Origin of the sequence: Mycolicibacterium grossiae, assembly GCF_008329645.1 — a bacterium.
In the GTDB taxonomy this organism is placed as follows: domain Bacteria; phylum Actinomycetota; class Actinomycetes; order Mycobacteriales; family Mycobacteriaceae; genus Mycobacterium; species Mycobacterium grossiae.
In genome coordinates, this window is record NZ_CP043474.1 from 3593288 (window position 1) to 3614157 (window position 20870).

Annotated in this window: 20 protein-coding genes and 4 tRNA genes; 14 read left to right on the forward strand and 10 right to left on the reverse strand. The window is 70.0% G+C overall.

Features of this window, described 5'->3' with window-relative positions:
* The first annotated feature begins 118 nt into the window (after nt 1-118).
* From FZ046_RS17355 to FZ046_RS17385, 7 genes are all read left to right on the forward strand, one after another.
* A complete protein-coding gene (locus FZ046_RS17355; protein WP_211372247.1) occupies nt 119-1474 on the forward strand; it encodes a hypothetical protein in 1356 nt (451 codons plus the stop codon).
* Nucleotides 1471-1740, forward strand: a complete 270-nt coding sequence (locus FZ046_RS17360; RefSeq protein WP_083297991.1) for a hypothetical protein — start codon at nt 1471-1473, stop codon at nt 1738-1740. Before FZ046_RS17355 ends, FZ046_RS17360 begins: the two co-directional genes overlap by 4 nt.
* On the forward strand, nt 1727-2044 hold the full coding sequence (locus FZ046_RS17365) for a hypothetical protein (protein WP_149484280.1): 318 nt from the start codon (nt 1727-1729) through the stop codon (nt 2042-2044). The genes FZ046_RS17360 and FZ046_RS17365 overlap by 14 nt, the downstream gene beginning before the upstream one ends.
* 326 nt (nt 2045-2370) lie before the next feature.
* The gene (locus tag FZ046_RS17370; RefSeq protein ID WP_070351542.1) at nt 2371-2574 is read left to right on the forward strand and encodes a hypothetical protein; all 204 of its coding nucleotides are present in this window, start codon (nt 2371-2373) and stop codon (nt 2572-2574) included.
* 43 nt (nt 2575-2617) lie between these two features.
* Complete coding sequence (locus tag FZ046_RS17375) at nt 2618-3748, forward strand: hypothetical protein (protein ID WP_070351541.1); 1131 nt, start codon at nt 2618-2620, stop codon at nt 3746-3748.
* A complete protein-coding gene (locus tag FZ046_RS17380) occupies nt 3748-8664 on the forward strand; it encodes a VldE C-terminal domain-containing protein (RefSeq protein ID WP_149484281.1) in 4917 nt (1638 codons plus the stop codon). The genes FZ046_RS17375 and FZ046_RS17380 overlap by 1 nt, the downstream gene beginning before the upstream one ends.
* Before the next feature lie 11 nt (nt 8665-8675).
* On the forward strand, nt 8676-8873 hold the full coding sequence (locus FZ046_RS17385) for a hypothetical protein (protein WP_125939663.1): 198 nt from the start codon (nt 8676-8678) through the stop codon (nt 8871-8873).
* 116 nt (nt 8874-8989) lie between these two features.
* On the opposite strand, the gene FZ046_RS17390 is transcribed toward FZ046_RS17385, so the two are convergent.
* Nucleotides 8990-9193, reverse strand: coding sequence for a hypothetical protein (locus tag FZ046_RS17390; RefSeq protein ID WP_070351539.1), 204 nt, complete (start codon nt 9191-9193; stop codon nt 8990-8992).
* A gap of 103 nt (nt 9194-9296) precedes the next feature.
* On the opposite strand from FZ046_RS17390, the gene FZ046_RS27460 reads away from it, so the two are divergent.
* The 4 genes from FZ046_RS27460 (at nt 9297) to FZ046_RS17405 (ending at nt 10885) form a co-directional block, all read left to right on the forward strand.
* Nucleotides 9297-9434, forward strand: a complete 138-nt coding sequence (locus FZ046_RS27460; protein WP_170292447.1) for a hypothetical protein — start codon at nt 9297-9299, stop codon at nt 9432-9434.
* Between the two features lie 75 nt (nt 9435-9509).
* Nucleotides 9510-9734 (forward strand): hypothetical protein, encoded by a 225-nt coding sequence (locus tag FZ046_RS17395; RefSeq protein ID WP_070351538.1) that lies wholly within the window; start codon nt 9510-9512, stop codon nt 9732-9734.
* Nucleotides 9735-9954: 220 nt separating this feature from the next.
* Nucleotides 9955-10482: a hypothetical protein gene (locus tag FZ046_RS17400; RefSeq protein ID WP_125939662.1), complete on the forward strand. Its 528-nt coding sequence runs from the start codon at nt 9955-9957 to the stop codon at nt 10480-10482.
* A gap of 193 nt (nt 10483-10675) precedes the next feature.
* Nucleotides 10676-10885, forward strand: coding sequence for a hypothetical protein (locus FZ046_RS17405; RefSeq protein WP_070351536.1), 210 nt, complete (start codon nt 10676-10678; stop codon nt 10883-10885).
* Nucleotides 10886-10891: 6 nt separating this feature from the next.
* Here FZ046_RS17405 and FZ046_RS17410 read toward each other — a convergent pair whose 3' ends face one another.
* The 4 genes from FZ046_RS17410 to FZ046_RS17425 form a co-directional block, all read right to left on the reverse strand.
* Nucleotides 10892-11803, reverse strand: coding sequence for a hypothetical protein (locus FZ046_RS17410; RefSeq protein WP_070351535.1), 912 nt, complete (start codon nt 11801-11803; stop codon nt 10892-10894).
* A gap of 551 nt (nt 11804-12354) precedes the next feature.
* Nucleotides 12355-12429, reverse strand: a tRNA-Val gene (locus tag FZ046_RS17415).
* 16 nt (nt 12430-12445) lie between these two features.
* Nucleotides 12446-12519 (reverse strand) — tRNA-Cys (locus tag FZ046_RS17420).
* A gap of 28 nt (nt 12520-12547) precedes the next feature.
* Nucleotides 12548-12620 (reverse strand) — tRNA-Gly (locus tag FZ046_RS17425).
* 248 nt (nt 12621-12868) lie between these two features.
* On the opposite strand from FZ046_RS17425, the gene FZ046_RS17430 reads away from it, so the two are divergent.
* Both FZ046_RS17430 and FZ046_RS17435 read left to right on the forward strand, forming a co-directional pair.
* A tRNA-Val gene (locus FZ046_RS17430) sits at nt 12869-12940 on the forward strand.
* A 141-nt stretch (nt 12941-13081) separates the two neighbouring features.
* The gene (locus FZ046_RS17435; protein ID WP_070351534.1) at nt 13082-15013 is read left to right on the forward strand and encodes a SpoIIE family protein phosphatase; all 1932 of its coding nucleotides are present in this window, start codon (nt 13082-13084) and stop codon (nt 15011-15013) included.
* 8 nt (nt 15014-15021) lie between these two features.
* Here the strand turns inward: FZ046_RS17435 and FZ046_RS17440 are convergent, their stop codons facing one another.
* Nucleotides 15022-15375, reverse strand: a complete 354-nt coding sequence (locus FZ046_RS17440) for a hypothetical protein (RefSeq protein WP_070351533.1) — start codon at nt 15373-15375, stop codon at nt 15022-15024.
* Nucleotides 15376-15680: 305 nt separating this feature from the next.
* Here FZ046_RS17440 and FZ046_RS17445 point away from each other — a divergent pair, with 305 nt between their 5' ends.
* On the forward strand, nt 15681-16766 hold the full coding sequence (locus tag FZ046_RS17445) for a GGDEF domain-containing protein (protein ID WP_070351604.1): 1086 nt from the start codon (nt 15681-15683) through the stop codon (nt 16764-16766).
* Here the strand turns inward: FZ046_RS17445 and FZ046_RS17450 are convergent.
* Genes FZ046_RS17450 through FZ046_RS17465 form a run of 4 tightly spaced genes read right to left on the reverse strand, consistent with a single transcriptional unit; the run spans nt 16757 to nt 20803 of the window.
* Nucleotides 16757-17632 (reverse strand): SDR family NAD(P)-dependent oxidoreductase, encoded by an 876-nt coding sequence (locus tag FZ046_RS17450; protein ID WP_070351532.1) that lies wholly within the window; start codon nt 17630-17632, stop codon nt 16757-16759. The two genes, FZ046_RS17445 and FZ046_RS17450, sit on opposite strands and share 10 nt — an antisense overlap.
* Nucleotides 17629-18996: an NAD-dependent epimerase/dehydratase family protein gene (locus tag FZ046_RS17455; protein ID WP_246182807.1), complete on the reverse strand. Its 1368-nt coding sequence runs from the start codon at nt 18994-18996 to the stop codon at nt 17629-17631. Before FZ046_RS17455 ends, FZ046_RS17450 begins: the two co-directional genes overlap by 4 nt.
* 43 nt (nt 18997-19039) lie before the next feature.
* Nucleotides 19040-19978, reverse strand: coding sequence for an NAD(P)-dependent oxidoreductase (locus FZ046_RS17460; protein ID WP_070351531.1), 939 nt, complete (start codon nt 19976-19978; stop codon nt 19040-19042).
* Nucleotides 19979-20803: an alpha/beta fold hydrolase gene (locus tag FZ046_RS17465; protein ID WP_070351530.1), complete on the reverse strand. Its 825-nt coding sequence runs from the start codon at nt 20801-20803 to the stop codon at nt 19979-19981. It abuts the gene before it with no gap.
* Nucleotides 20804-20870 lie beyond the last annotated feature (67 nt).

A 20870-nucleotide genomic window follows, 5' to 3' on the forward strand; every position in this document is an offset into this window, starting at 1 on the left:
CGGCCCCGACTTCTGGACCGCCCGCCCCATCCTCACCCACATCCGCGACGTGGCTCGCGCCCGCCGAGCAGGGCCATGGGCCGTCCTCGGCGTCACCCTCGTCCGCGCACTGGCCACGGTGCCGCCCAAGGTCCGGCTCGCCCCCATGGTCGGCGGCCAGGGATCGCTCAACGTCTTCATCGCGCTCGTCGGACCGTCCGGCGCCGGGAAGGGCACGGCCGAAGCCGCCGCCGCCCAGGCGGTCGCGTTCCTGGACCGAAACGTCAACGACGCCGTCCCCACACCCGTCCCGCTCGGATCTGGTGAAGGCGTCGCACGCACGTTCCGGCCCGCAGGCGACGGTGAGCCAGTCCCGGCGGCGATCTTCTCCGCCCCAGAAGTCGACACGCTCACCACACTCGCCGGCCGGCAGGGCGCGACGCTCGGCGCCGAGCTGCGCAAGATGTTCAGTGGGGAGTCCCTCGGCTTCGCCAACTCCGCGGTCCACACCCGCTGCATCGTGCCCGCACACGAATACCGCGCATGCGTGATCGCTGGCGTTCAGCCGCTGCGGTCACGTCCGCTGCTCGACGCGGCCGACGGCGGCCTGCCGCAGAGGTTCGTGTGGCTTCCGGTGTCAGACGCCGACGCTCCCGACGAACGCCCGGCATGCCCCCTCGCCCGCGAGTTCCCCGTCCTCGACTGGGGGGCGTCGAGCGCACCGACCGAGATCGAACTGCCGGACGTGGTCGTCGCCGAGATCGACGAGTTCCGCCTCCTGGTGCTCCGGGGAGACGCGTCGGTCAATCCGCTCGACGGGCACGCGCTTCTCGTCCGCGCCAAGATCGCCGTCGCCTTGGCGGTCCTAGACCAACGCCGAGGTGTCACCATCGACGACTGGTCGCTCGCCGGCACCGTCATGGCGGTCAGCTCCGCCGAACGCGAGCACTGCCGGCAGACCCTCCGCGAACACAGCCGCCGCCGCAACGTCGCCCGAGCGATCGAGGACGACGAGCGGGACCAGGCGGCGACCGACAGGAAGGTCCGGCGAGCCCGAGAGTCCATCATGCGCGGCCTGAAGAAGCACGCCGAGCAAACCCACGCCGACCTCCGTCGCAGCCTGAAGATGGACATCCGCGATCACTTCGACAGCGCCGTAGCCGAACTGATCGACGAAGGAATGGTGTACAAGTTCCCCGCCGAGAAGGGAGGCGCGAAGTACACCAGTACACCGGTACACCCGGACCTTGAAACGGTCCCACCTGCAGAGATAGAAGGTGTACCTCCGTACACCGACCCGCCGGATAGGAACACCTCACCGGATGAGGTGTACCGGGGTGAACCAACGGGTGTACCGCCGAAAACGTACCCACCAGCGGAGAAGCCACCGTGTACCGGTGTACCGCCCAAAGCGGCGCAACCGAAGGGACACGGGACCACCCGTCGGGACGCGTCGTCAGCAAAAGAGCTCGGTCCAGCAAAGGATCCGGCATGACCGACTTCGCCACACTGCTCTCGTCTCTCGCGGGCGCGCCGTCACTGCCGGGCGCCCGCTGCCGCGGCAGGGGACACCTGTTCGACGAGCAGGCCGCCGGCGAGCACCACACGACCGCCGCAGCGCGGCACCGGCAAGCCCGCGGACTCTGCGACCGATGCCCGGCGCTCCACGCGTGCGCAGCTTGGGTCGACTCACTGCCCGCACGCCAGCGGCCCGCTGGTGTCGTCGCCGGCCGCGGAGGAGTGCCCGATGCATCGCTGTGATCCCGTGCTGACGGCGACGGGCAGCTCGGGGCCGCTGACTCATGCGCGAGCGATGCGGCTCCTGCTGACCTACTTCCACGAGCAGGCACTCGACGGCGACGCCCGACCAGTGCTCGAGGACATCGGTAACTGCGACCTCTGCATGTTCGCGGTGACGACGCAGCTCCTGCATTTCTCGGCATCCCTGATCTGGGACACCCCGGATCGACAACGCCGTCAGCTCGTAGCCCTGCTCGAGCAACAGCTCGTCGCTGCGCTCGACCAGCTGGCTGCGGAGGGGGGCGGCGATGCAGCTGTCGGGTGACGATCTCGAGGACGCGCTGATGGCGGTCAACGTGCTGATCAGCACGCTGCGACGGAACCGGATCGTGGTCCCGCCGTGGGTTTCGGAGGTCGGCGATAGGTTGGACATGCAGTCAGTCATGTCCTCCGGAGGACATGAAAGCTCAAGTGGGGGAGCACAATCGGAGGCGGATCGGTTCCTCCCGTCCGGCGAGGCGGCTGAGATCCTGGGCCTGTCAACCAGGCATCTCAGCCGCCGAGCTTCCGACTACGGAGGCCAAAAGCACGGTCGCTATTGGTATTTCAGCCGAGACGTAGTGCTTGAGCGCGCGAAGGAGAGGCGACGACATGGCTCAGCTGTCCGACAAGTTCGAGGAGTACCTCGCCGGCCTGTCCGATGACGAATGGTCGGCCCTCGAAGGACGCGTCCGCAAGCCCGCGGCAGGAGCACCCGGCCACGGCGTCGACGGCACCGACGGGCAGCGACCGGTCTCACACTCGAACGCGGGCTACCAGGAAGCGGTTCGCCGCGGTTACGTGAAGGGCAAGTAGTGACATGGTGTTCTCTTTCCGAGACCGATTCCTGACTCAGACGATGACCGACGCGGCGTTGGCCGATCTAATGGCCGAGGCGTGGCCCGACGTACCCGAGAAGATCAAGATCGCGGAGGCCGCCGAAGAGGCCGCGACGCAACGCCGGCAGACCGCCGACACGCTGTCGGCGGCCATGCCCGACACCGCGGACGGCGTCGCCGACTGGCTCGCCGGTGCGGCGAAGCGCCGCACGGCCGACGTGAAGCGCGAAGCCGAGATCGCGGCACTGACCGACCTGCAAACCCGGCTCGAGGATGACATCCGCGACCGGCTGACCGGAGACGGCGTCGATGACCTCCTCCAGCTGCTGAGCAGCCGCTTCGAGCAGGTCTGGGGCCAGGCCGTGGCGGTCGTTCAGGCGATGGACGAGACCGCCGGTTTCGAGGTCAACAGCATCGAGGCCGCCGTCCGCGGCGGCTGCTCCGATGACTGGAAGGCATTGTGGGAACTGGCCCCGGAGATCGACGAGGTCCGCCGGCTGCAGACCGCGGTGTACCGGCTGACGAACTTCTTCGACGACAACATGCTTCACCGTGCGGCGCTCGGCGACGGCCGCAGGCGGCCTGACGAACGGATCTACTTCTTCCGGGCGCTCGATGCCGTCACCCCCGGCTGGGGCGAAGACGAGAAGGTGCCGTGGCCCGACGATGCCGCCGCCCGGATCGTCTGGTGCATCCGCAGCGGTGCCGGCGCCTGGGTACCGACCGCCGAGCAGCTGCGCGAACGCCTGGCCACGCCCGACCCAGAGACCGTGCCTGACCTCTTCCGCTACAACGCCATCCGAGGCGAAGCGCCGTCGTTCATGAACGCCGACCCCCTCAACGGCCGGTTCGATCCCACTCCGTCGTCCGACGAACCGGAGGACATGCTGCGCCACGTCCGAGAGAGCCCGAACGCCACGGTGCAGCCGGCCAAACAACGCTATAGGGCCGGCGTGGGCCTGCATAACCGCCAGCGCGACGGATTCGCGTCGGGCCTCGCTGTGGACTACAGCGCACCACGAACGAGTGTGGCAGAAACCGATAGCGTGCTGTCGTCGCGTTATGACTCACTAACCCGCGAGCGCCGCCGGCCCAGCGCGTTTTCGGCGAAGGTGCAGTCCGCACCGGCGGCGGCGGCCGAGGACGACTGATGCCCGACTTCTCGGCCGGCACGGCCTCAGTCAGGATCACACCTGACGCGACGAGCTTCCTCCGCGACCTCGAGCGCAAGCTCCGGGCGATCAGCGACCCCGGCTTTGACGTCCACGTCTCGCCGGACCTGACGCGGTTCCGGCAGGAACTCGAGCAGAAGCTGCGCGACACCCCGGCGCCGCGGGTCGGCATCGGCGTCACCGCCGACACCACCGACGCCGCCCGCCAGCTGTCGGTGTTCCGGGAGGAACAGGCCCGCCTGCCGATTCGGCTGAGTGTCGACGTGGACACCGGCGCCGCGACGGCGTCGGTGCAGGCGTGGCGTGCTGCTCAGGAGCTGCAGCGCGTCACCGTCGAAGTCCATGCCGACACCTCCCACGCGAGCAGTGCGATCAGCGGACTCGGCGGTGGCGGGGGCGGGGGACGCCGTGGCGGCCGAGGCGGTTTCGGCGGGTTGACCGGCCCGGTGGGCATCAACCTCGGCGCGGCGGCACTCGGCAGCCTGCCCGCGGCGGCGACCGCACTGACCACCGTCGCCGGGTCGTTGCAACAGGTGGCGCAGGCCGGCCTCTTGGTGCCGGGCGCCATCGCCGGCGCCGCAACGTCGATCGCCACGATGAAGCTGGCCACATCTGGCCTGCCCGAGGTATTCGATGCGATGGCTGCCGCGCAGGACGGCACCGCGGAGTCCGCGGCGAAGCTCGACGCCGCACTCAAGAATGTGTCGCCGCAGGCCGCGACGTTCACTCGCGCTATCAGCGACGTGACGCCGGCATTCAAGGAATTGCAGCAGAGCGTCCAGGGCACCGTCTTCGAGGGGCTCGACGCGAGCGTCCGCGACCTCGCCGCGACGCAGCTGCCGCTGCTGCGGAAGGGCCTCGGGCCAGTCGCCGCCGGACTGAACGAGAACTTCAAGCAGGTCGCGACGACACTGAACTCGCTGCCCGTGCAGGGCATCATCGAGCGGATCCTCGGCAACACCGGCGAGGCCCAGTCCCGGGTCACCGCCGCGATCGACCCGCTGGTCAAGGGCGTCGGGACGCTGGCCGCCGCCGGCACGGACTCCCTGCCTCGGCTCGCCGACGCGTTCGCCGCGGTGTCGACGCGTTTCCAGAACTTCATCAACGCAGCCGACCAGGACGGCCGCCTGCAGAGGTGGATCGACGAATCCCTCGACGGCATAACGAATCTCGGCCGCACGGTGCTGAACATCGGGAAGTCCTTCACCGCGCTGACTTCGGCCGCCGGGGGCGGCGGGCAGTTCCTCGAGTGGCTGGCAAAGTCGACCGACCGCCTGCAGGCGTTCCTCAACTCGGCCCAGGGACAGGACACGCTGCGGCGGTTCTTCGCCGAGGGCCGAGAGCAGCTCGCGCAGCTGCTGCCGCTGCTGGAAAACCTCGCCGAGATGTTCGGCGGCGTCTACGACGCCGCGAAGGGATGGACGGCGTTCCTCATACCCGCGCTCACCCAGGTGACCAACCTGCTCACCGGCATCCCCGGCGGTGTGGAGGCGGTCGCATTCGCGTTCATCGCATGGAAGTCAATGAACGGCGTGTCCGCGCTGCTGTCGTCGCTCAGCAAGGTCGATGGCGCGCTGACCGGCATCGCGGGGAAGGCCGGCAGGCTCGGACCCGCCGTCGGGCTGCTCGCCGGGGGCAGCATGGTCGCCTCATCGAGTGACAGCGGCGTAGGTCAGACCCTCGGCGTCCTCGGTGCGGCCGGCGGTGGTGCGCTCGCCGGGTCGATGTTCGGGCCGTGGGGCACCGCGATCGGCGCCGTGCTGGGCACCGGGGCTGGCGTGTTCGGCGTCATCCAGTCGAACATCCGCCAAACCGAGGAGGCGACCAAGGCGGCCACCGACGCCGCCCGCGCCTACGACGCGCAGCTCGCCGCGATGGGCGACACCATGGACGCGGTCCGCGGCACCCAGAAGAACCTCAACGACGCGCTGCTGTCGTCCGGCGGGCAGCTCGACGACAGCACCATGTCGGCGCTGCAGGAGCGGCTCGCCACCCTGCCCGACCAGTTCGCCGCCGACCCGCTGCTGATGAACGACCCCGGCAAGGCCAAGGCCGCCGCCGAGGCGGTCGAGAACCTCAACCTCGACCCGTCCCAGCTCGCCGCGACGGTCGCCGGCGGTCAGCCGCTGTTCGACGCCATGCTCGCGAACCTCGAGAAGTTCGGACCCGCCGGCGATGTCGCGATCAACGCGCTGTCGAAGGTCCGCGAGGAGGTGCTGTCCGGGCAGGAGGGTGCCGCCGCCGCTGCGGGCACGCTGCAAACCGTCGCCGACAAGATGGGCGTCGACGTTCCGCAGGCCGCGGCGAACATCAGGTCGGCGTTCGAGTCGGTGCCCCGCGACGTGCCGATCAACGTCGAGATCCCGCAGGGTGAGGCGATCCTCGAGCTGCTCAAGGCGATGAACGTCGAAGTGACCGTCGACAACGACAAGACGATCCGCACGACCGCGCCGCTGGCCCCGGAGGTCATCGACACCCTCAAGCAGATCACCGGCCTGGTGGTCAACGACAACGACAAGACCATCAAGGTCGGCATCGACCCCGCCGGCTACACCGACGCGATCGGCAAGCTCGGCACCCTCGGCGACATGCTCCGCGCGCTGCCGACGCGGCAGAACGCCGCGCTGCCGCCGATGCCGGCCAACCCGAACACCACCGCCAGCGACCCGTTCGCGCTGCCGCCGCCCAAACGAGAAGGCGGACCCACGCCGTCCGGTGGCCGACGCGGACCCGGACCGACCGGCGGCTGGTTCGCCGAGGTGCACTCCGACGAGTGGATCCTGCCCGCGCACGCCCGCGCCGCCGTCGGCGACCAGGCGCTGTGGGCGCTCACCCAAGGCCGCAGCTTCGCCCCCGGCGGCTTCATCGACGAGCACGGCAACCCGGTCACCCCCGGTCCGCTGCCCGGACCCGCCGTCGTTGCCGACCCGGTCGGCGGCGGCATCGGGTCGATCGCCGACTCGTTCCTGTCCGGCATCGGCGGACCCGCGGCCCGCATCGGCGGCCTACTCGGCGCACCCGCCGGCGCCGACACCACCGCAACCGACACCTACGACGGCCCGAAGATCATCCCCGGATTCCTCGGTCTCGCTCAGGCCGGCAACGACCCAGAGATGTTGTCGCAGTGGGGAAAGCAGACCGGCGACTGGCTCGGCAAGTTCGCCGGCAAGACCCTCCTCGGGTTCGGCACCACCCTCTACAAGGGACTGCTCGGCGCCGTCGGCCTCGAGAACTCCATCCTCTCGCCCGACAACGAGCTCTTCCGCGCCGCCGCGGCGTCGGCCGGCTTCTACCTCGGCGAGAACGGCCCGTTCGCCCCCGACGACGACACCACCGACACCGGTAGCGGCAAGACCAAGGCCGCCACCGACAAGCAGCTCCGCGAGGGGTCGCAGAAGGTCGACCGCGCCGACCAGAAGATCGCCGAAATCACCCAGCGGATCGCCGAGCTGCCCGCCGACGCCGCCGGATCCCGACGCACCGCGCTGGACAACGACCTCGCCAACGCGAAACAGGACGCCGCCGACGCCCGCGCCGACCTCGCCGAGCTGCACGCGAAGGGCACGACTACCTCGGCCGCCGGCGGCGGGACCGCACGCGTCGCACCCAACGGCATGCAGCAGGCCACCGTCGACGTCGCGGACGCCATCGGAGCAGCCTTCCCACAGGTCAAGCAGATCGGCGGATGGCGCCCGCCCGACGGCTACAACGAGCACAGCTCGGGCCAGGCCGCCGACGTCATGATCCCCGGGAGTAGCAAGACCCTTGGCGACCAGGTCGCAGCGTTCGCGCTGCGCGACCCACGCGTCGACTACGTCATTTGGCAGCAGGCGATGCACTACTCCGACGGCCGCGTGGTGCCTATAGAGGACCGCGGCAGCCCCACCCAGAATCACATGGACCACGTCCACGTGCACACCGCCGGCGGCGGGAAAGCACAGCAGCAGACACCGGATACCGGAACGCCGCACGGGCCGCGGTGGGTGCAGGCCGTCGGCGGTGAGGCCCCGCCAATCGCTGCCTTCATCAAGCCACTGCCCCCCCACTCCTTCGCGCCCGGACTTCACCCCGACACCTGCGCAGAAGATGGAGCCGCGCATCGCAGCGGCGACCCCGCCGCCAGCCGTCGCGTCCCGCCCGCCGGCCACTCGCACGCCGCCCCCCGCAGTGCAGCCACCGCCACCGCCACCGACGCAGGCCACTGTGCCGCCGGTAGCGCAGCAGCCCATCCAGCCGCCGCCCCTCGAACAACAGGCCCCGGCATTCACGCCAGCAGCAGGAGGAGGAGCGTCCGGCGGTCCAGCCGCGACCGACTACACCCTCGACTGGGTCAAGCAAGGCATCACGTCCACCGCAGCCACCCTCGGCAACATCGCCGGCACCGCGGCGGGCGTCGCCGCCATGGGCATGGGTGGCGGCGGGGGAGGCGGCATCGGCGCGCTCGTCGCCGGCGGCATCCAGCAGGGCGGCAAGATCGCAGAGGGCGTCGCGAACATCATCAGCGGCGCACTCGTCGGTTCAGTGCCGGGGTCGTTCATGACGACGCCCGAGGCGTACGGGCGCACGCAGGTGTCCGAACCCCGCACTCCGCAGACCGCGATGCCCGCCTTCACCGGCCGGCAGGCGACGTACCACATCCAGGGCGTCGACACCCGAAACATGCTCGCGGAGTTGCAGTTGCGCGAAAACATCGAGCAGCAGGCCGCGCTCGCCAACCACCCGATGGGACCGTGATGCCGCGCCGCAACAACGCCAACTCCGACCTGCTCACCGCCCGCGTCCGCAACTGCGGACACCGCAATACCGGCCGCACAGAACCGCCGCCACAACTCGACATCAAGCGCATCCGCGCTGAGATCCGGTCCATCGACACGACGACCAACCGCCGACTGTGAAGGAGCTATCCATGGCACGTACCTACGACGAAGAATCGACCAGCTTGCCGCCGCTTACACGCGCAATCGTCGATACCTACGGACGCCGCACGCCGGGTAGTAACTGGGGCGCGCCACTCGACCCAGTGTTCACCGTCGAGGCGTTCAGCGCGATGCTCGACGCCGTCCGCGCACTGGAGGATCGCGTCATCGCACTCGAGACCCCATGAGCTGGCGGCGGCGCGGCGTCAAACCCAACGAGATCCGGGCAAGGACACGCCACGACGGGCAATCACTGTGCCCCAGCGGGTACCTGCGCCAGCCGCCGCCGACAACCCAATCAAGATCAGCGACGACCGTCGCGGATCTGGTAAACGCGCGGCTTCGACACGCCGGCCGCGGTGGCGATTTGCGGTCCCGTGGCGCCGTCCTCGAACGCCCGTGCCACCAGGCCCTCGGGGCCTTCGAGTGCCGCGTCCAGGTCGGCGATCTGCTGCGTCAGCTCACGGCGCTTGGCACGGTTGGCAGTGATGTCATCGAGCGTTCCCATGCAAAAGAATATAGCAGATTTACCCCGCTAGAACTTGCGGTTATGTGGGTAAACGCGCTATACTTGAGGTGTAAGGCAAACAGCCACACCGAAAGGAACCGACATGAACACCACCCGAATCCAAAACCGCCAGACCGGAGCCAAGGGCGACCTCCTCAACGACCGGACCGCAGACATCGCGATCGTCCAGTACGACGACCTGCCCTACCCGACCTGGACCGAATGGACCGACCTCGCCTGACACCACCACAGAGTCAGCCCCGACCACCACGGTCGGGGCTCACTCGCGTCACACCCATTCCCTACGATGGCAGCCATGGACGGGAACAGGTTCACCGACGACCTGCACCTCGTCCCGGCCGATCAGTACCAACCCGTGACCGTGACCGAACTGCTTCGCCGACAGGGCCTGGTCGATGCGCCACGCGACCAGCAAGCTCGAGCCCTTCGCGACTGGCTCAACTCGCGCCCGATGACCCCACTGGTGGAGTATTCCGTCCGCAGGAACGGCTTCGGCGAGCTGCTCGACGACGCCGGCTGACACCGACAACCGTCGTCGGATCCGCCGCGGCTGACGTTCGCGCCGTCACGACGGCGCTGGGCGTGCGCATCGCTCACCCAGGGGGTCACCCCCCTCCCCGGGGGGTGTCTTCCCTGCCGCAACGTCCTGTGAAATACGCTTCCCGCACGCAGAATCGCAGGGTTTGCGCAACGGCTAGGCCGACGGCACGCATTCCGCAGCCGCTAGGACGGGCGGAGTGATGGCCAGCAAGAAGAAGTGCGTCACCTGCGGCAAAGGCTTCATCGCCAAGCGTGCGGACGCGAAGACATGCTCGACGGCGTGCCGATCGAAGGCTCATCGGCGTGCGGTCCGATCCGTCACGGATGCCACGGATAAGGCGGCGCCCTCTACAGCTGCCTCTTCGCCGGCCAGTCCGCCGGCGGAGCGCACCGCCGAGGCGCTGGCGGTGCTCGCCGGCCTGGACGCCGAGCTGGCCGAGAACGCTGTCGTCCTGGGCGAGCCGTTGACCTGGTCGCAGGCCGAGGCGACCGTGCGGGGGCTGATCGCCGATTCCATCGACCGCCGGGTGTCGCTGCAGCAGCGGTACGCATCGTGCGACGACACGCGTCTGTCGTTGAGCATCGCGGTCGAGCTGCGGCTGCTCGAGGCGTCGATCGCTCGTCTGCTGAAGCAGATCAAGACGGAGATGCCGGTTCCGCCGTCGGCGAAGAGCCGCAAGGCGGCTGCCGCGGCCAACACGCGCCATCACGGCCCGGGGTCCGCCTGAGATGCCTCGGTATGCCCGTCACGCCGCTGGCCCCGGCGGCGCGCCGCCGTCGGAGGCGCGGCCCGGGATCTACGAGTGGATGGCCCCGTACGTCGAGTGGGAGTACGAGCGCAGCGGCGATCCGCGGCAGCGGATGTCCCCTCACGACGATAGTGAGGGCGGTATGTGTCGCGGTACTGGTTGCGATCACCCGATGCCGCCGAGCAGCGATCCGGATCACCCGGCGGTCCGCCGACTGGTGGACTACGAGGCCGGCCTGCCGATCGTGGTGCCGCACCACATCGCGTGCGGCCAGCAGTGGACCGGCAACGGCTGGACCGAGCCTGTGTTCGACCTTCCATGGAAGGCGAAGACCGTCAGGCGCGTGCGAGTGACCGCGGACGACCGCATATCGGCGGCCTAGGTCGAATCAGGCTGGCCAATCGTGTCTATCGGCATCGGGGAGGGGTCTGAAGGGGTATTCGGGCCGGACTCCCTGGCACACCTTGCGAGCTTCTTCCATGCGCCACACGAAGCCGAGGTCCGACTCATCGGATATGCGACCGGTGTAGACGCCAATCAGTCTTGAGTGAATGCCTTGCGCGAACCCCACTAAACGGCTGCCTTCACCGGCTCCAGAAAGGATGGGCGTGCCGGGTAGACGGGTGAGCATCACGGGCGAACCCGATTGGCCCTTCCGTGTGCGGGCATCGACCAGCAGGGCTGGCAGCGGTTTCCCCTTGTGGCTGTAAAAGAGCGTCGGCTCCGACGCGATCGAACCGCGAATCCATAACGGGAGGCCGGGGCCGCTGACGAGACCGAACGGATACCCAGCGATCGAGAGGTCCTGGGTGATCCATAGTCGCGACTGGTCATCCTCTCCGATGTCCGAGAGTTCCCACGGAACTATCTGCATCTCCCCGGGGTCAGGAAACGGCAGCGCGGCAACGTCCATCTCCGCCCGCATCTCGGGGTGCTCGAGCCAGAGGGGTCGCCACGCCTCGTCTATGAGACAGACGCCGAACTGTGCAAGCGCGATATGCATCTCAGTGGATCCGGCTGTTGTCGACCAACCCCCGTCGGCAGGCGGAGCTTTGCGGAGGGTCACTCGTAGGTGGGTGGGCTCGACCAGACGGACGGTGGAGAGGAAGTCGTTCGTTTCCCAGTGACGACCGGTGAGGTTGTGGCGAGCCGTCACGATGAAGGTCTCGTCCCCATCCTGGTAGAAGAATCCCGTGGCCTTCGCGATGACGGTCGCCTGTTCGTCTTCGGCGCGGCCGTCAGGTCCGGCGGGATTGAAGATCATCTCGAGGAAGACGGTGCGGAAGGCGTCCCGCGGCATCAAGATGCGGTGTTGCTTCCGCTTCGGTGGCCCACCCGCGGCAGCCGGCCCGGACGCCTCTCCGGCGCTCTCAGTCGGCTCCTGCGGTGCGTTGACGCTTGGTGTGGAGGACATAAGCCCGACTCCACCACACGGCGCTTGTGAAGCGCACGCTACGAGGTCAGCGGTCGAGTGGTAGACCGCTGCCAGGTGCCAAGTGCTGGCGGGTCTCAGCGACGTCGCGGGACTGGTCGTCGCGGCGCCCGTCCCAGGTGAAGTCGCGCAGTGTGGCGTGTCGTGTGCGACGACGGCATGACGAGCACCTCAACGTCAGGGTGCAGCGCCAGCCGAGTGGGTGCTCGTTGTCATCGAAGCTTCGATTGGGGTCATCGAGCCTTCGATAGTTGACGCTCACCGTCCGCAGGGTGCCGCAGTTGCAGCAGAGTGCACGGTTGCTGAGCTTGGCCACGGGACGCTCCCTCGACACTGTGCGAGCCGCTGACCTGCAACAACCTTGTGGTGCATATGTGGTGCAACGTCGGTTCCGGAAAGCCGTTGCAGCACGTGAGGCATGGTGCGCGATACTGGGATTGAACCAGTGACCTCTTCCGTGTCAGGGAAGCGCTCTCCCGCTGAGCTAATCGCGCCGGGGGTCCTTCATGTTGGAGGTGGAGACGGGAATCGAACCCGTGTGCACGGCTTTGCAGGCCGTTGCCTCACCACTCGGCCACTCCACCGCTGGGGTTGATGCCACTGCACCCTCCGAGCGGATGACGGGATTCGAACCCGCGACCCTCACCTTGGCAAGGTGATGCGCTACCAACTGCGCTACATCCGCACGCCACGGTCGAGGTCGTCGCCCGTCGCGAAGGAAGACGATAGTGCACGCGAGCGACGAGGCACAAATCCCCAAGACGCGGACGCGAATCCGCAGCTCGGCCCCGCTCGCGTCGTCGCGCTGCGCTCCCGTCGAGTCCGGCGGTAAGCCGCCCTGGCGACGACGCCGCCGCGGTACGCCGATTGCCGACCGGGGCCGTGCGCGTGTTAATCTTCGGCGTCCGTCGGGCTATGGTCGACGGAGTCCCCGGTCTCGTAGCTCAGGGGGAGAGCGTCCGCCTCACACGCGGAAGGTCACTGGTTCGATCCCAGTCGGGACCACTCACGACGACCGCGTTCGCGGGTCGACCGTCACCGCCACGCCGCCGCCGGACGTGCACCGTCCCCGGTTCCAGCCTCAGCTGCTAGACAGGCCCAGCTGCTAAACAGGATGTAGGGCAGCACCGACGGGATGGGGGCGCCGTGGTCGAGCAGGATCCTCTCGACGCGTTGATCGGTGATGCCCAGACCGTCCGCAGCGTGTTCGACCAGGTCCCGGTCATGCTGCTCGGCCTCGACGGTCCGCAGATGACGTTCTCGGCGGTCAACGCCGCCTACCGCGCCTTCTATCCGCGTTTCGCGATGGGGCAGTCGCTGTGGGAGTCCGCGCCCGTGCTGATCGACCAGCGCGTCGACGCCGCCCTGCGCGAGGTGTACGACACCGGCGAGCCGCTGCAGACCCGTGAGTGGCGCGTGCAGCTGGACGTCGACGGCTCCGGGCTGCGGGAGGCGTTCATCGACATGACGATCAGCCCGCGGCGCGCTCCCGACGGCGCGGTACTCGGCGTCCAGATCCTGGCCTACGACGTGACCGAGCGGGTGCTCGCCCGCCAGGCCGACCAGGCGCGCGCCCGGCTGCTGCAGGACCGCTACGAATCGGTGCGCGACTCGGCCACCCTGATGCAGCAGGCGCTGCTCGCACCCGCCGTCCCGGTGCTTCCCGGGCTCGACGTCGCCGCGGCCTACCTGGTGGCGACCCGGGACACCGCGGCCGGCGGCGACTGGTTCGACGTCGTCACGCACCCGGGCGGTGAGGTCGACCTCGTGGTGGGTGACGTCGTCGGCCACGGCGTGCGCGCCGCGGCGGTCATGGCGCAGTTGCGTACCGCCGTGCGCATGCAGCTGCATGCCGGTGCGGGGATCGCCGAGGCGCTGCAGGCCGTCGACGACTTCGCCACCGAGATCCCGGGAGCCGCGTCGGCCACCCTGTGCGTCCTCCGGCTCGATCCGGGCGGCGACGTCGAGTACTGCACCGCGGGGCATCCCCCGCCGCTGACCCTCACCGTCGACGGGGATGCCTGCTATCTCGAACCCACCGGGGCCCGTCCGCTGGGATACGGTCACCCCTTCACGACGCGCACGACGCATCTCGACCATGGCGACGTCGTGCTGCTCTACAGCGACGGGTTGATCGAGCGTCCGGGGCGCCACGTGCCGTCGAGCACCACCGAGGTCGCCGACGTGACCGCCCGCGTGCTGCGCGGAGAGGTCGGCTTCGCCCTCGACCCGCGGCAGGTGCCGGTGGAGCGGCTGTGCTCGCACGCCGTGGAACTCCTGTTGCGCGCCACCGGGTATGGCGACGACATCACCGTGCTCGCTGCGCAACGGCGCCCGCCGCCGCCGGACCTGCACGTCGACGTCCCCGCCGACGGGCAGGCCGAGCGCGCGGTGCGGACGCGTCTCCGCCAGTGGCTCGGCGCCCTCGGAGGCGACGCGGTCAGCGGGCAGGTGCTCGAGCACGCGGTCACCGAATTCGTCGCGAACGCCGCCCAACACGCCCATGTCGCCGCCAGTTCGGGCACGGTGCGGGTCGACGGAATCCTCGACCAGAGGGGCCAGGCGCGCGTGACGGTGGCCGACCGCGGTCGCTGGCGCGAACAGCCGCACGCGTCGGCCGATCGCGGACGCGGTCTGCCCCTCGCGTTCGCCCTCGTACCCGACACGACGATCGAGCGGACCGCGGGCGGCACCACCGTCACCGCGGTCCATCGCGTCACCCGTGCTGCCCACATCGTCACCGATGCCGCTTCCACCCACGCCGTTCCGGCACCACCGGTGACCGACTTCGACGTGGTCGTGGAGACGGATGGCGTGATCCTGCTGGCGGGTGACGTCGACACCGCCGCCGCGCCGGTGCTGGCCGAGGTCCTGGCCGCTCGGGGGCTTACCGGCGCCGCCGGGCTGACCATCGACGTCAGCGCGGCCACCCATCTCGGCTCGGCGGCGATCAGCGTCCTTGCCAGGGCGTGCCGCATCGCGGCCGAGCGGGGCACGACGTGCACCCTCGTCGCCCCGCCGGGCGGCACGCCGCATCACGTGCTCTCCCTCGTCGGTCTGCCGACGTCGTCGCGGTAGCCGTCGAGCTACTGACGGTCGGCCTCGGCGCCCTCGTCGTCACGCTGGGCGGCCTGCTCCGCCTCGACGGCGGCGGCGCGGTGGCGTTCGGCGGCCGCCTGGTGTTCGGCCCGGTCGCCGATCCCGTCGGCGACCGCCGCCTCGTGGGTCTCCGCCGCGCGGCGGTGGGCGGCAGCGGACGCCTCGTGCCGACGGGCGGACTGCTGATGCGCGCGTTCGGACCGCTCCCGCGACGCGGCGGCGTGGCGACGCGCGCCCTCGACGTCCTCGGCGGTGACGGGCTCGCCGTGCTCGAGCGCCTCGCCACGGCGTCGCAACTCGGCGGCGCGCTCCGCGGCGAGGTCTCCAGGATCTTCGCTCACCGGTCGATCATCCCACCGGGCAGCGGACCGCGAGCCGAATCCGGGAATCGCTGCAGCGGTGTTTGCTCGATCGCGCGACACCGACCGAAGTGCGGGGTGGGCGCTCCGCTGGACGGCGATGCATCGGTGGCTCGGTACGCCCGTCGCCGCATCGTAGGAGCGCCCGGACGTCACAGGTGCCGGGCGATCATCCGAAATTCACGCCATGGTCAACGTTCGTTCGGTAGCATCGCGGGGGATTTGCTGCAGTCCTTCGGCATGGCCGACGAACCGACCTACTGGTCTGCACACCGAAAGTGACGACGATGGCGGCCCCGACGATCACCGAGCGGTTGCTGAGCGATCATCACTACGAGTGGATCACCGACTATCTCGCGGCGCGCCGGCTGACCGGGCGCGTTCGCTGGATGATGGCGTCGATCGCCGCGTCGCTCGCCCTGTGCGTGCTTGCGCTGCTGCTCAGCGTCGATGGTCCGCGCACCGGGTTCGCGGTGGCGATGATGTGGACGGCGTTCGGCGGCGGGGTGGCCGGGGCCATCCTGTGGGTCCGCGGGTGGCCCGGTCACGCGCAGTCGTTGCTGTTCGCGTTGGTGGCGAATGCGTCGATCGCGCTGGCGTGCCTCGCCTATCCCAACCCGCAGGGCGCGCTGACGGGGTGCATCGCCTTCGCGACGACGGCCGCGTACGTCGCCTTCTTCCACTCGACGTCGCTCGTCGCCTACAACGTCGCCGTCGCCGCGGCGGTCGCGGTGATCGCCGCCGTCCGGGTCGCGTCGTCGGGCCATCTGGCGCTCGCGGCCGTGGATCTGTTCCTCGTCGTGCAGATCAACATCGCGATGCCGCTGGGCATCTACGTGCTCATCCGGGCGTTGGGCGTCGATCTCGAACGCGCCGACCGCGATCCGCTGACCGGTCTGCTCAACCGCCGGTCCTTCGAGCATCACGTCGAGAAGATGCTCGCCGCCGGCACGGCGGACGCGCACCTCGTCGTGGCGGTGGTGGACCTCGACGACTTCAAGCGCATCAACGACACCCGGGGTCACCGGGCGGGCGACGATGCCCTCGTCGCGGTGGGCCGGGCGCTGACGCAGGCGGTCTCGGACACCGCAGCCGTGGTGGTGCGCAGTGGCGGCGAGGAGTTCATCGTCGCGGTCACGTCGGCCACCGGCGCGGCGCCGCCGGTGGCCCGCAGGATCTGCGACGGGATCTCCGCGCTCCCGCAATCGATCACCGCGAGCGTCGGCACCGCCGCGGCTCCCGTCCCGTCACTGCGCGGCGACGACGTCCGCGCCGGCCTCGCGGCGCTCGTGGTGGCGGCCGACGAGGCGATGTACTCGGCGAAGCGGGCGGGCGGCAATCGACACCGGCACGCCGGCTGCCGTCACCTCTGACCGGCGGCCGCCGACTCGTGCACGTTGCCCGCCGACTCCTCGGTGGGCTCGGAGCTGAACGACGTCACCTGCAGCAGCGGGATGATCAACGCGTCGAACACCGACGGCAGCAGGCGATAGGCGGCGATCGCGGGACGATTGAACCAGCCGATCTGACGCTCGCTCGAGTGTCGCCGGTTGGTGGCCGCAACGATCGCCTTGGCGATCGTCGACGGTGCGTCGGCGGTCGGTGCGACGCGCGGCGTGCGGCCGAGGTAGTTGCCCGCCGTGCCGTACACCTCGGTGTCCACCGGGCCGGGGTAGACGCCGTGGATCCGGATGCCACGCTGCCGCCGGTTCTCCTGCCGGAGTGCGCGCACCAGGCCGCTGATCGCGAACTTGCTCATGACGTAGGCGGATTGAAACGGCACGGCGGTCACTCCGAGCAGCGATCCGACGAGGACGAGGTGTCCCGCGTCGCGCTCCTGGAAGTGCAGCAGCGCTGCGCGCGCCACGTTCACCGCGCCGAGCAGATTGGTGCGGATGACCGCGTCGAACACGTCGACCGGGAGGTCCTCGAAGCGGCCGAAGGCGGTGATCGCCGCGCACTGCACGGCGACGTCGACGTGTCCGTAGGTCGCGACGGCGGTGGCGAACAGGTCGCGCACCTGGTCGGCGTCGGTGATGTCGGTGGGTGCCACCAGCACGTCGGTGGCCCCGGCGGCCGCGCACTCCTCGGCGACCTCGTTCAGGGCGTCCTCCGAGCGCGACGCCAGCACCACGTTGGCCCGCCGACGGGCATAGGCCAGCGCGGTCTCCCTGCCGATGCCGCTCGACGCGCCGACCACGACCACGACCTGCCGACCATTTCCGTTCTCGGTGTTCATCGCGTGCTCCTCCGGCGTTCGGCGAGGGCGAGGACGCCCAGCAGGGACGTGGCGATCACGGGCGCCCAGCCGCCGCGGCGGCTGGCCAGCACGGCGGCGCCGACGGTCGGTGGTGCGAGCAGCGCCACGGGATCGCGACGGCGCCGTGCGAGCCGATCGAGCGCGGCGGGCGTGCCCGCGGCGAGATTGGTGCCGATCGCGGCGGCTTCGGGCCAGCCCACGCGACGCACTCCGAGTGCCCGTGCCACGGCCAGCGCCAGCCACAGCGCCAGCGAGGCGTCGTGCACCGTGTCGACCGCCGTGCGCGTCGTCGCGACCGCTGCGTCGTCGTATCCCAGTGCGGCGCTCGATCCGACGGCGCCGTCGGCCAGTCCGTCGATCAGTTCACGCGCACTGTCGGTGGAGGAGTGCGTTGGCGCCCAACCGGTCTCGGTGCGCAGCTTGGTGGTGTCCATCAGCGGCGTGTTGGTCGCGACGTCGTACCAGCCGGGCGTGACGGCGATCGCGTGCAGGCTGCTCAGCGCGACGACGACGCGCCGCACGAATCCGGCGTCGATCGGAATCGGCCGCCCGCCCACCAGGGCTGCCAGGCCGGCGTCGTCCAGCGGATCGGCCGCGACGTTGTACGAGCCCACCGAACGGCACCGCATCAGGCGAACGGCCGCCTCACCGACGTCGTCGGTGTGCACGAACTGCAACGCGAGGCCCCGGGGCAACGGAAGTACGGGAAGTGCCTTGCGCCGCATGATCTCCAGCGCGATGCGCGGAATCAACGGCCCCAGATAGAGCGACCGCACCATCGACGCGGTCTCGCGCTGGGCCACCACCGTGGGCCGGAAGCGGCTGACGACGGTGTCGGGATGGGCGCGTTCGTAGTCGTCGAGGATGGCCTCGACCATCACCTTGTGCCTGCTGTAGGTCGACGTGGGCTGGCCGGTGGTCGGGTAGGTCTCCGGAACCGGGACCCGCGGTCCCGGTGCATACACGCCGAGGCTCGAGGCGTAGACGAGATGCCTGATGCCGGCCTCGGTCATGGCAGTCAAGACCGCTTGCGTGCCAAGCACGTTCGCGCGGTAGAGGTAGTCGGTGTCGTGCACCGGGTAGAGCGCGAGCGCGAGGTGGATGACGACGTCGGCGCCCGCCATCGCCGGAGCGAGCCGTTCGGCGGCGTCGGGAGCGGAAAGGTCGACCGCGTGCCAGTGCACGCGCGCATACAGGTCGCCGACGGTCGGAGGGCGCCGGCACACGCCGACCACCTCCGCCTCGGGGACGTGGCGCGCCAAGGCGCGCAGCACGCCGCTACCGACATTGCCGGACGCGCCGGTGACGACGATGCGCCGCGGTGCCGTCACCGGATCAGCCATGGTCCGGTGATACCCGGGTGGTGCAGCGGCAAACGACCGCCGGTCAGGCCGTCACACCCGCGACCGCGTTCGGTGGGACGTCGCCCCGCAGGTATGCCTCGATCTGTCGCCGCGCGACGACCCACGCCCGGTCCCACGCGCCGGCGGTGCTCCCGGCGACGTGCGGGGTCAGCAGCAGACCGGGAGCCGTCCACAGCGGGTGATCCGGTGGCAGCGGTTCGGGTTCGGTGACGTCGAGTGCGGCGCGCAGCCGTCCCGCGCGCAGCTCGGTGAGCAGCGCCTCGGGGTCGACGGCGGTGCCGCGTCCGGCGTTGACGACGATGGCCCGGTCCGGCAGCGCAGCGAGGAAGGCGGCGTCCACCACGTGGTGGGTCGACGCATCGTTCGGCAGCATGGACACCAGGACGTCGGCGCGGGGGAGCAGCGCGTGGACGTCGGCCATGGCCCGGACGCCCGGTCGGGCGGAACGGCCGACCAGGGTGACGTCGACCTCGAACGGCACGAGCCGGGCCGCCAGGTTGGTGGCGAGGTCGCCCGCGCCGAGCACGACGACGCGCTTGCCCAGCAGCGTGTCGGTGACGGCCGGTCGCCACTGTCCGGCCGCGTGGTGGGCGGCGAACGCAGCGAGGTCGCGGTAGATCGCGAGCAGCACGGCGACCACCCACTCGGCCGTCGAACCGCCGTGTGCGCCACGGCCGTTGGACAAGATGACGCCGTCCGGCAGGTACGGCAGCCACTGCTCGTAGCCGGCGTTGAGCGTCTGCACGAGCCGCAGTGCGGGCAATTCGTGGAATCGCGCGCCGACGGCGTCGGCCGCCTCGTAGCCGACCACCACCACCTCGGCGTCGTGGTGGTCGGCGGGCCAGGCCGAGCCCGGCTCGTAGCGGACCGCGGCGACGCCGGCCGCATCGGCCAGGGCGGTCAGCCCGCGGTCGTCGGGCACCAGGACCGTGAGCGCCGTGGCGGCGTCGCGGGTCGGCATTCAGCCGCGCAGGAAGTCGAGGATGGCCGCGTTGACGACGTCGGCGTGCGTGGTCGGCATGCCGTGCGGGAAGTCCTCGTAGGTGATCAACGTCCCGTTCGGCAGCAGGTCGGCCGACTTCGGGCCCGAGGCGACGTAGGGCACGATCTGGTCGTCGCGGCTGTGCAGCACCAGCACCGGCAGCGTGATCGACCGGAGGTCGGCGGTGAAGTCGGTCTGGGAGAAGGCGACGATGCCGTCGTAGTGTGCCTTCGCGCCGCCCATCATGCCCTGCCGCCACCAGTTGGCGATGACGGCCTCCGACGCCTGCGCGCCCGGCCGGTTGAAGCCGTAGAACGGACCCGACGGCAGGGCGCGGTAGAACTCGGACCGGTTGGCGGCCAATTGGGCCTGCAGATCGTCGAACGCGGACTTCGGCAGCCCGTCGGGGTTGTCGTCGGTCTGGACCATCAGCGGCGGGACGGCGGCGATCAGCACGGCCTTCGCGGCACGGTCCTGGCCGTGGCGGGCGAGGTAGCGCACCACCTCACCGCCGCCGGTCGAGTGACCGACGTGGATGGCGTCGTGCAGGTCGAGGTGCGTGACCAGTGCGGCGAGATCGTCGGCGTAGTGGTCCATGTCGTGGCCGTCGGCGGTCTGCGTCGAGCGGCCGTGCCCGCGGCGGTCGTGGGCGATGACGCGGTAGCCCTCGGCGAGGAAGTACAGCAGCTGGGTGTCCCAGTCGTCGGCGCTCAGCGGCCAGCCGTGGCTGAAGACGATCGGTTGACCCGATCCCCAGTCCTTGTAGTAGATCTCGACGGAGTCGGACGTCGTGATGGTCGGCATGATGGTCGGCCCTCTCGGTACGGTGACGGCGCGCGCGCCGTGACGATGGTAGGGGAACGCCGGGCGC

Excerpts from the sequence above, each read along its gene's own strand:
- FZ046_RS17360 (WP_083297991.1), top strand. The coding sequence starts at position 1,471 with ATGACCGACTTCGCCACACTGCTCTCGTCTCTCGCGGGCGCGCCGTCA.
- FZ046_RS17365 (WP_149484280.1), top strand. The coding sequence starts at position 1,727 with ATGCATCGCTGTGATCCCGTGCTGACGGCGACGGGCAGCTCGGGGCCG.
- FZ046_RS17370 (WP_070351542.1), top strand. The coding sequence starts at position 2,371 with ATGGCTCAGCTGTCCGACAAGTTCGAGGAGTACCTCGCCGGCCTGTCC.
- FZ046_RS17375 (WP_070351541.1), top strand. The coding sequence starts at position 2,618 with ATGACCGACGCGGCGTTGGCCGATCTAATGGCCGAGGCGTGGCCCGAC.
- FZ046_RS17380 (WP_149484281.1), top strand. The coding sequence starts at position 3,748 with ATGCCCGACTTCTCGGCCGGCACGGCCTCAGTCAGGATCACACCTGAC.
- FZ046_RS17385 (WP_125939663.1), top strand. The coding sequence starts at position 8,676 with ATGGCACGTACCTACGACGAAGAATCGACCAGCTTGCCGCCGCTTACA.
- FZ046_RS17390 (WP_070351539.1), bottom strand. The coding sequence starts at position 9,193 with ATGGGAACGCTCGATGACATCACTGCCAACCGTGCCAAGCGCCGTGAG.
- FZ046_RS27460 (WP_170292447.1), top strand. The coding sequence starts at position 9,297 with ATGAACACCACCCGAATCCAAAACCGCCAGACCGGAGCCAAGGGCGAC.
- FZ046_RS17395 (WP_070351538.1), top strand. The coding sequence starts at position 9,510 with ATGGACGGGAACAGGTTCACCGACGACCTGCACCTCGTCCCGGCCGAT.
- FZ046_RS17400 (WP_125939662.1), top strand. The coding sequence starts at position 9,955 with ATGGCCAGCAAGAAGAAGTGCGTCACCTGCGGCAAAGGCTTCATCGCC.
- FZ046_RS17405 (WP_070351536.1), top strand. The coding sequence starts at position 10,676 with ATGCCGCCGAGCAGCGATCCGGATCACCCGGCGGTCCGCCGACTGGTG.
- FZ046_RS17410 (WP_070351535.1), bottom strand. The coding sequence starts at position 11,803 with ATGCCGCGGGACGCCTTCCGCACCGTCTTCCTCGAGATGATCTTCAAT.
- FZ046_RS17445 (WP_070351604.1), top strand. The coding sequence starts at position 15,681 with ATGGCGGCCCCGACGATCACCGAGCGGTTGCTGAGCGATCATCACTAC.
- FZ046_RS17450 (WP_070351532.1), bottom strand. The coding sequence starts at position 17,632 with ATGAACACCGAGAACGGAAATGGTCGGCAGGTCGTGGTCGTGGTCGGC.
- FZ046_RS17455 (WP_246182807.1), bottom strand. The coding sequence starts at position 18,996 with ATGGCTGATCCGGTGACGGCACCGCGGCGCATCGTCGTCACCGGCGCG.
- FZ046_RS17460 (WP_070351531.1), bottom strand. The coding sequence starts at position 19,978 with ATGCCGACCCGCGACGCCGCCACGGCGCTCACGGTCCTGGTGCCCGAC.
- FZ046_RS17465 (WP_070351530.1), bottom strand. The coding sequence starts at position 20,803 with ATGCCGACCATCACGACGTCCGACTCCGTCGAGATCTACTACAAGGAC.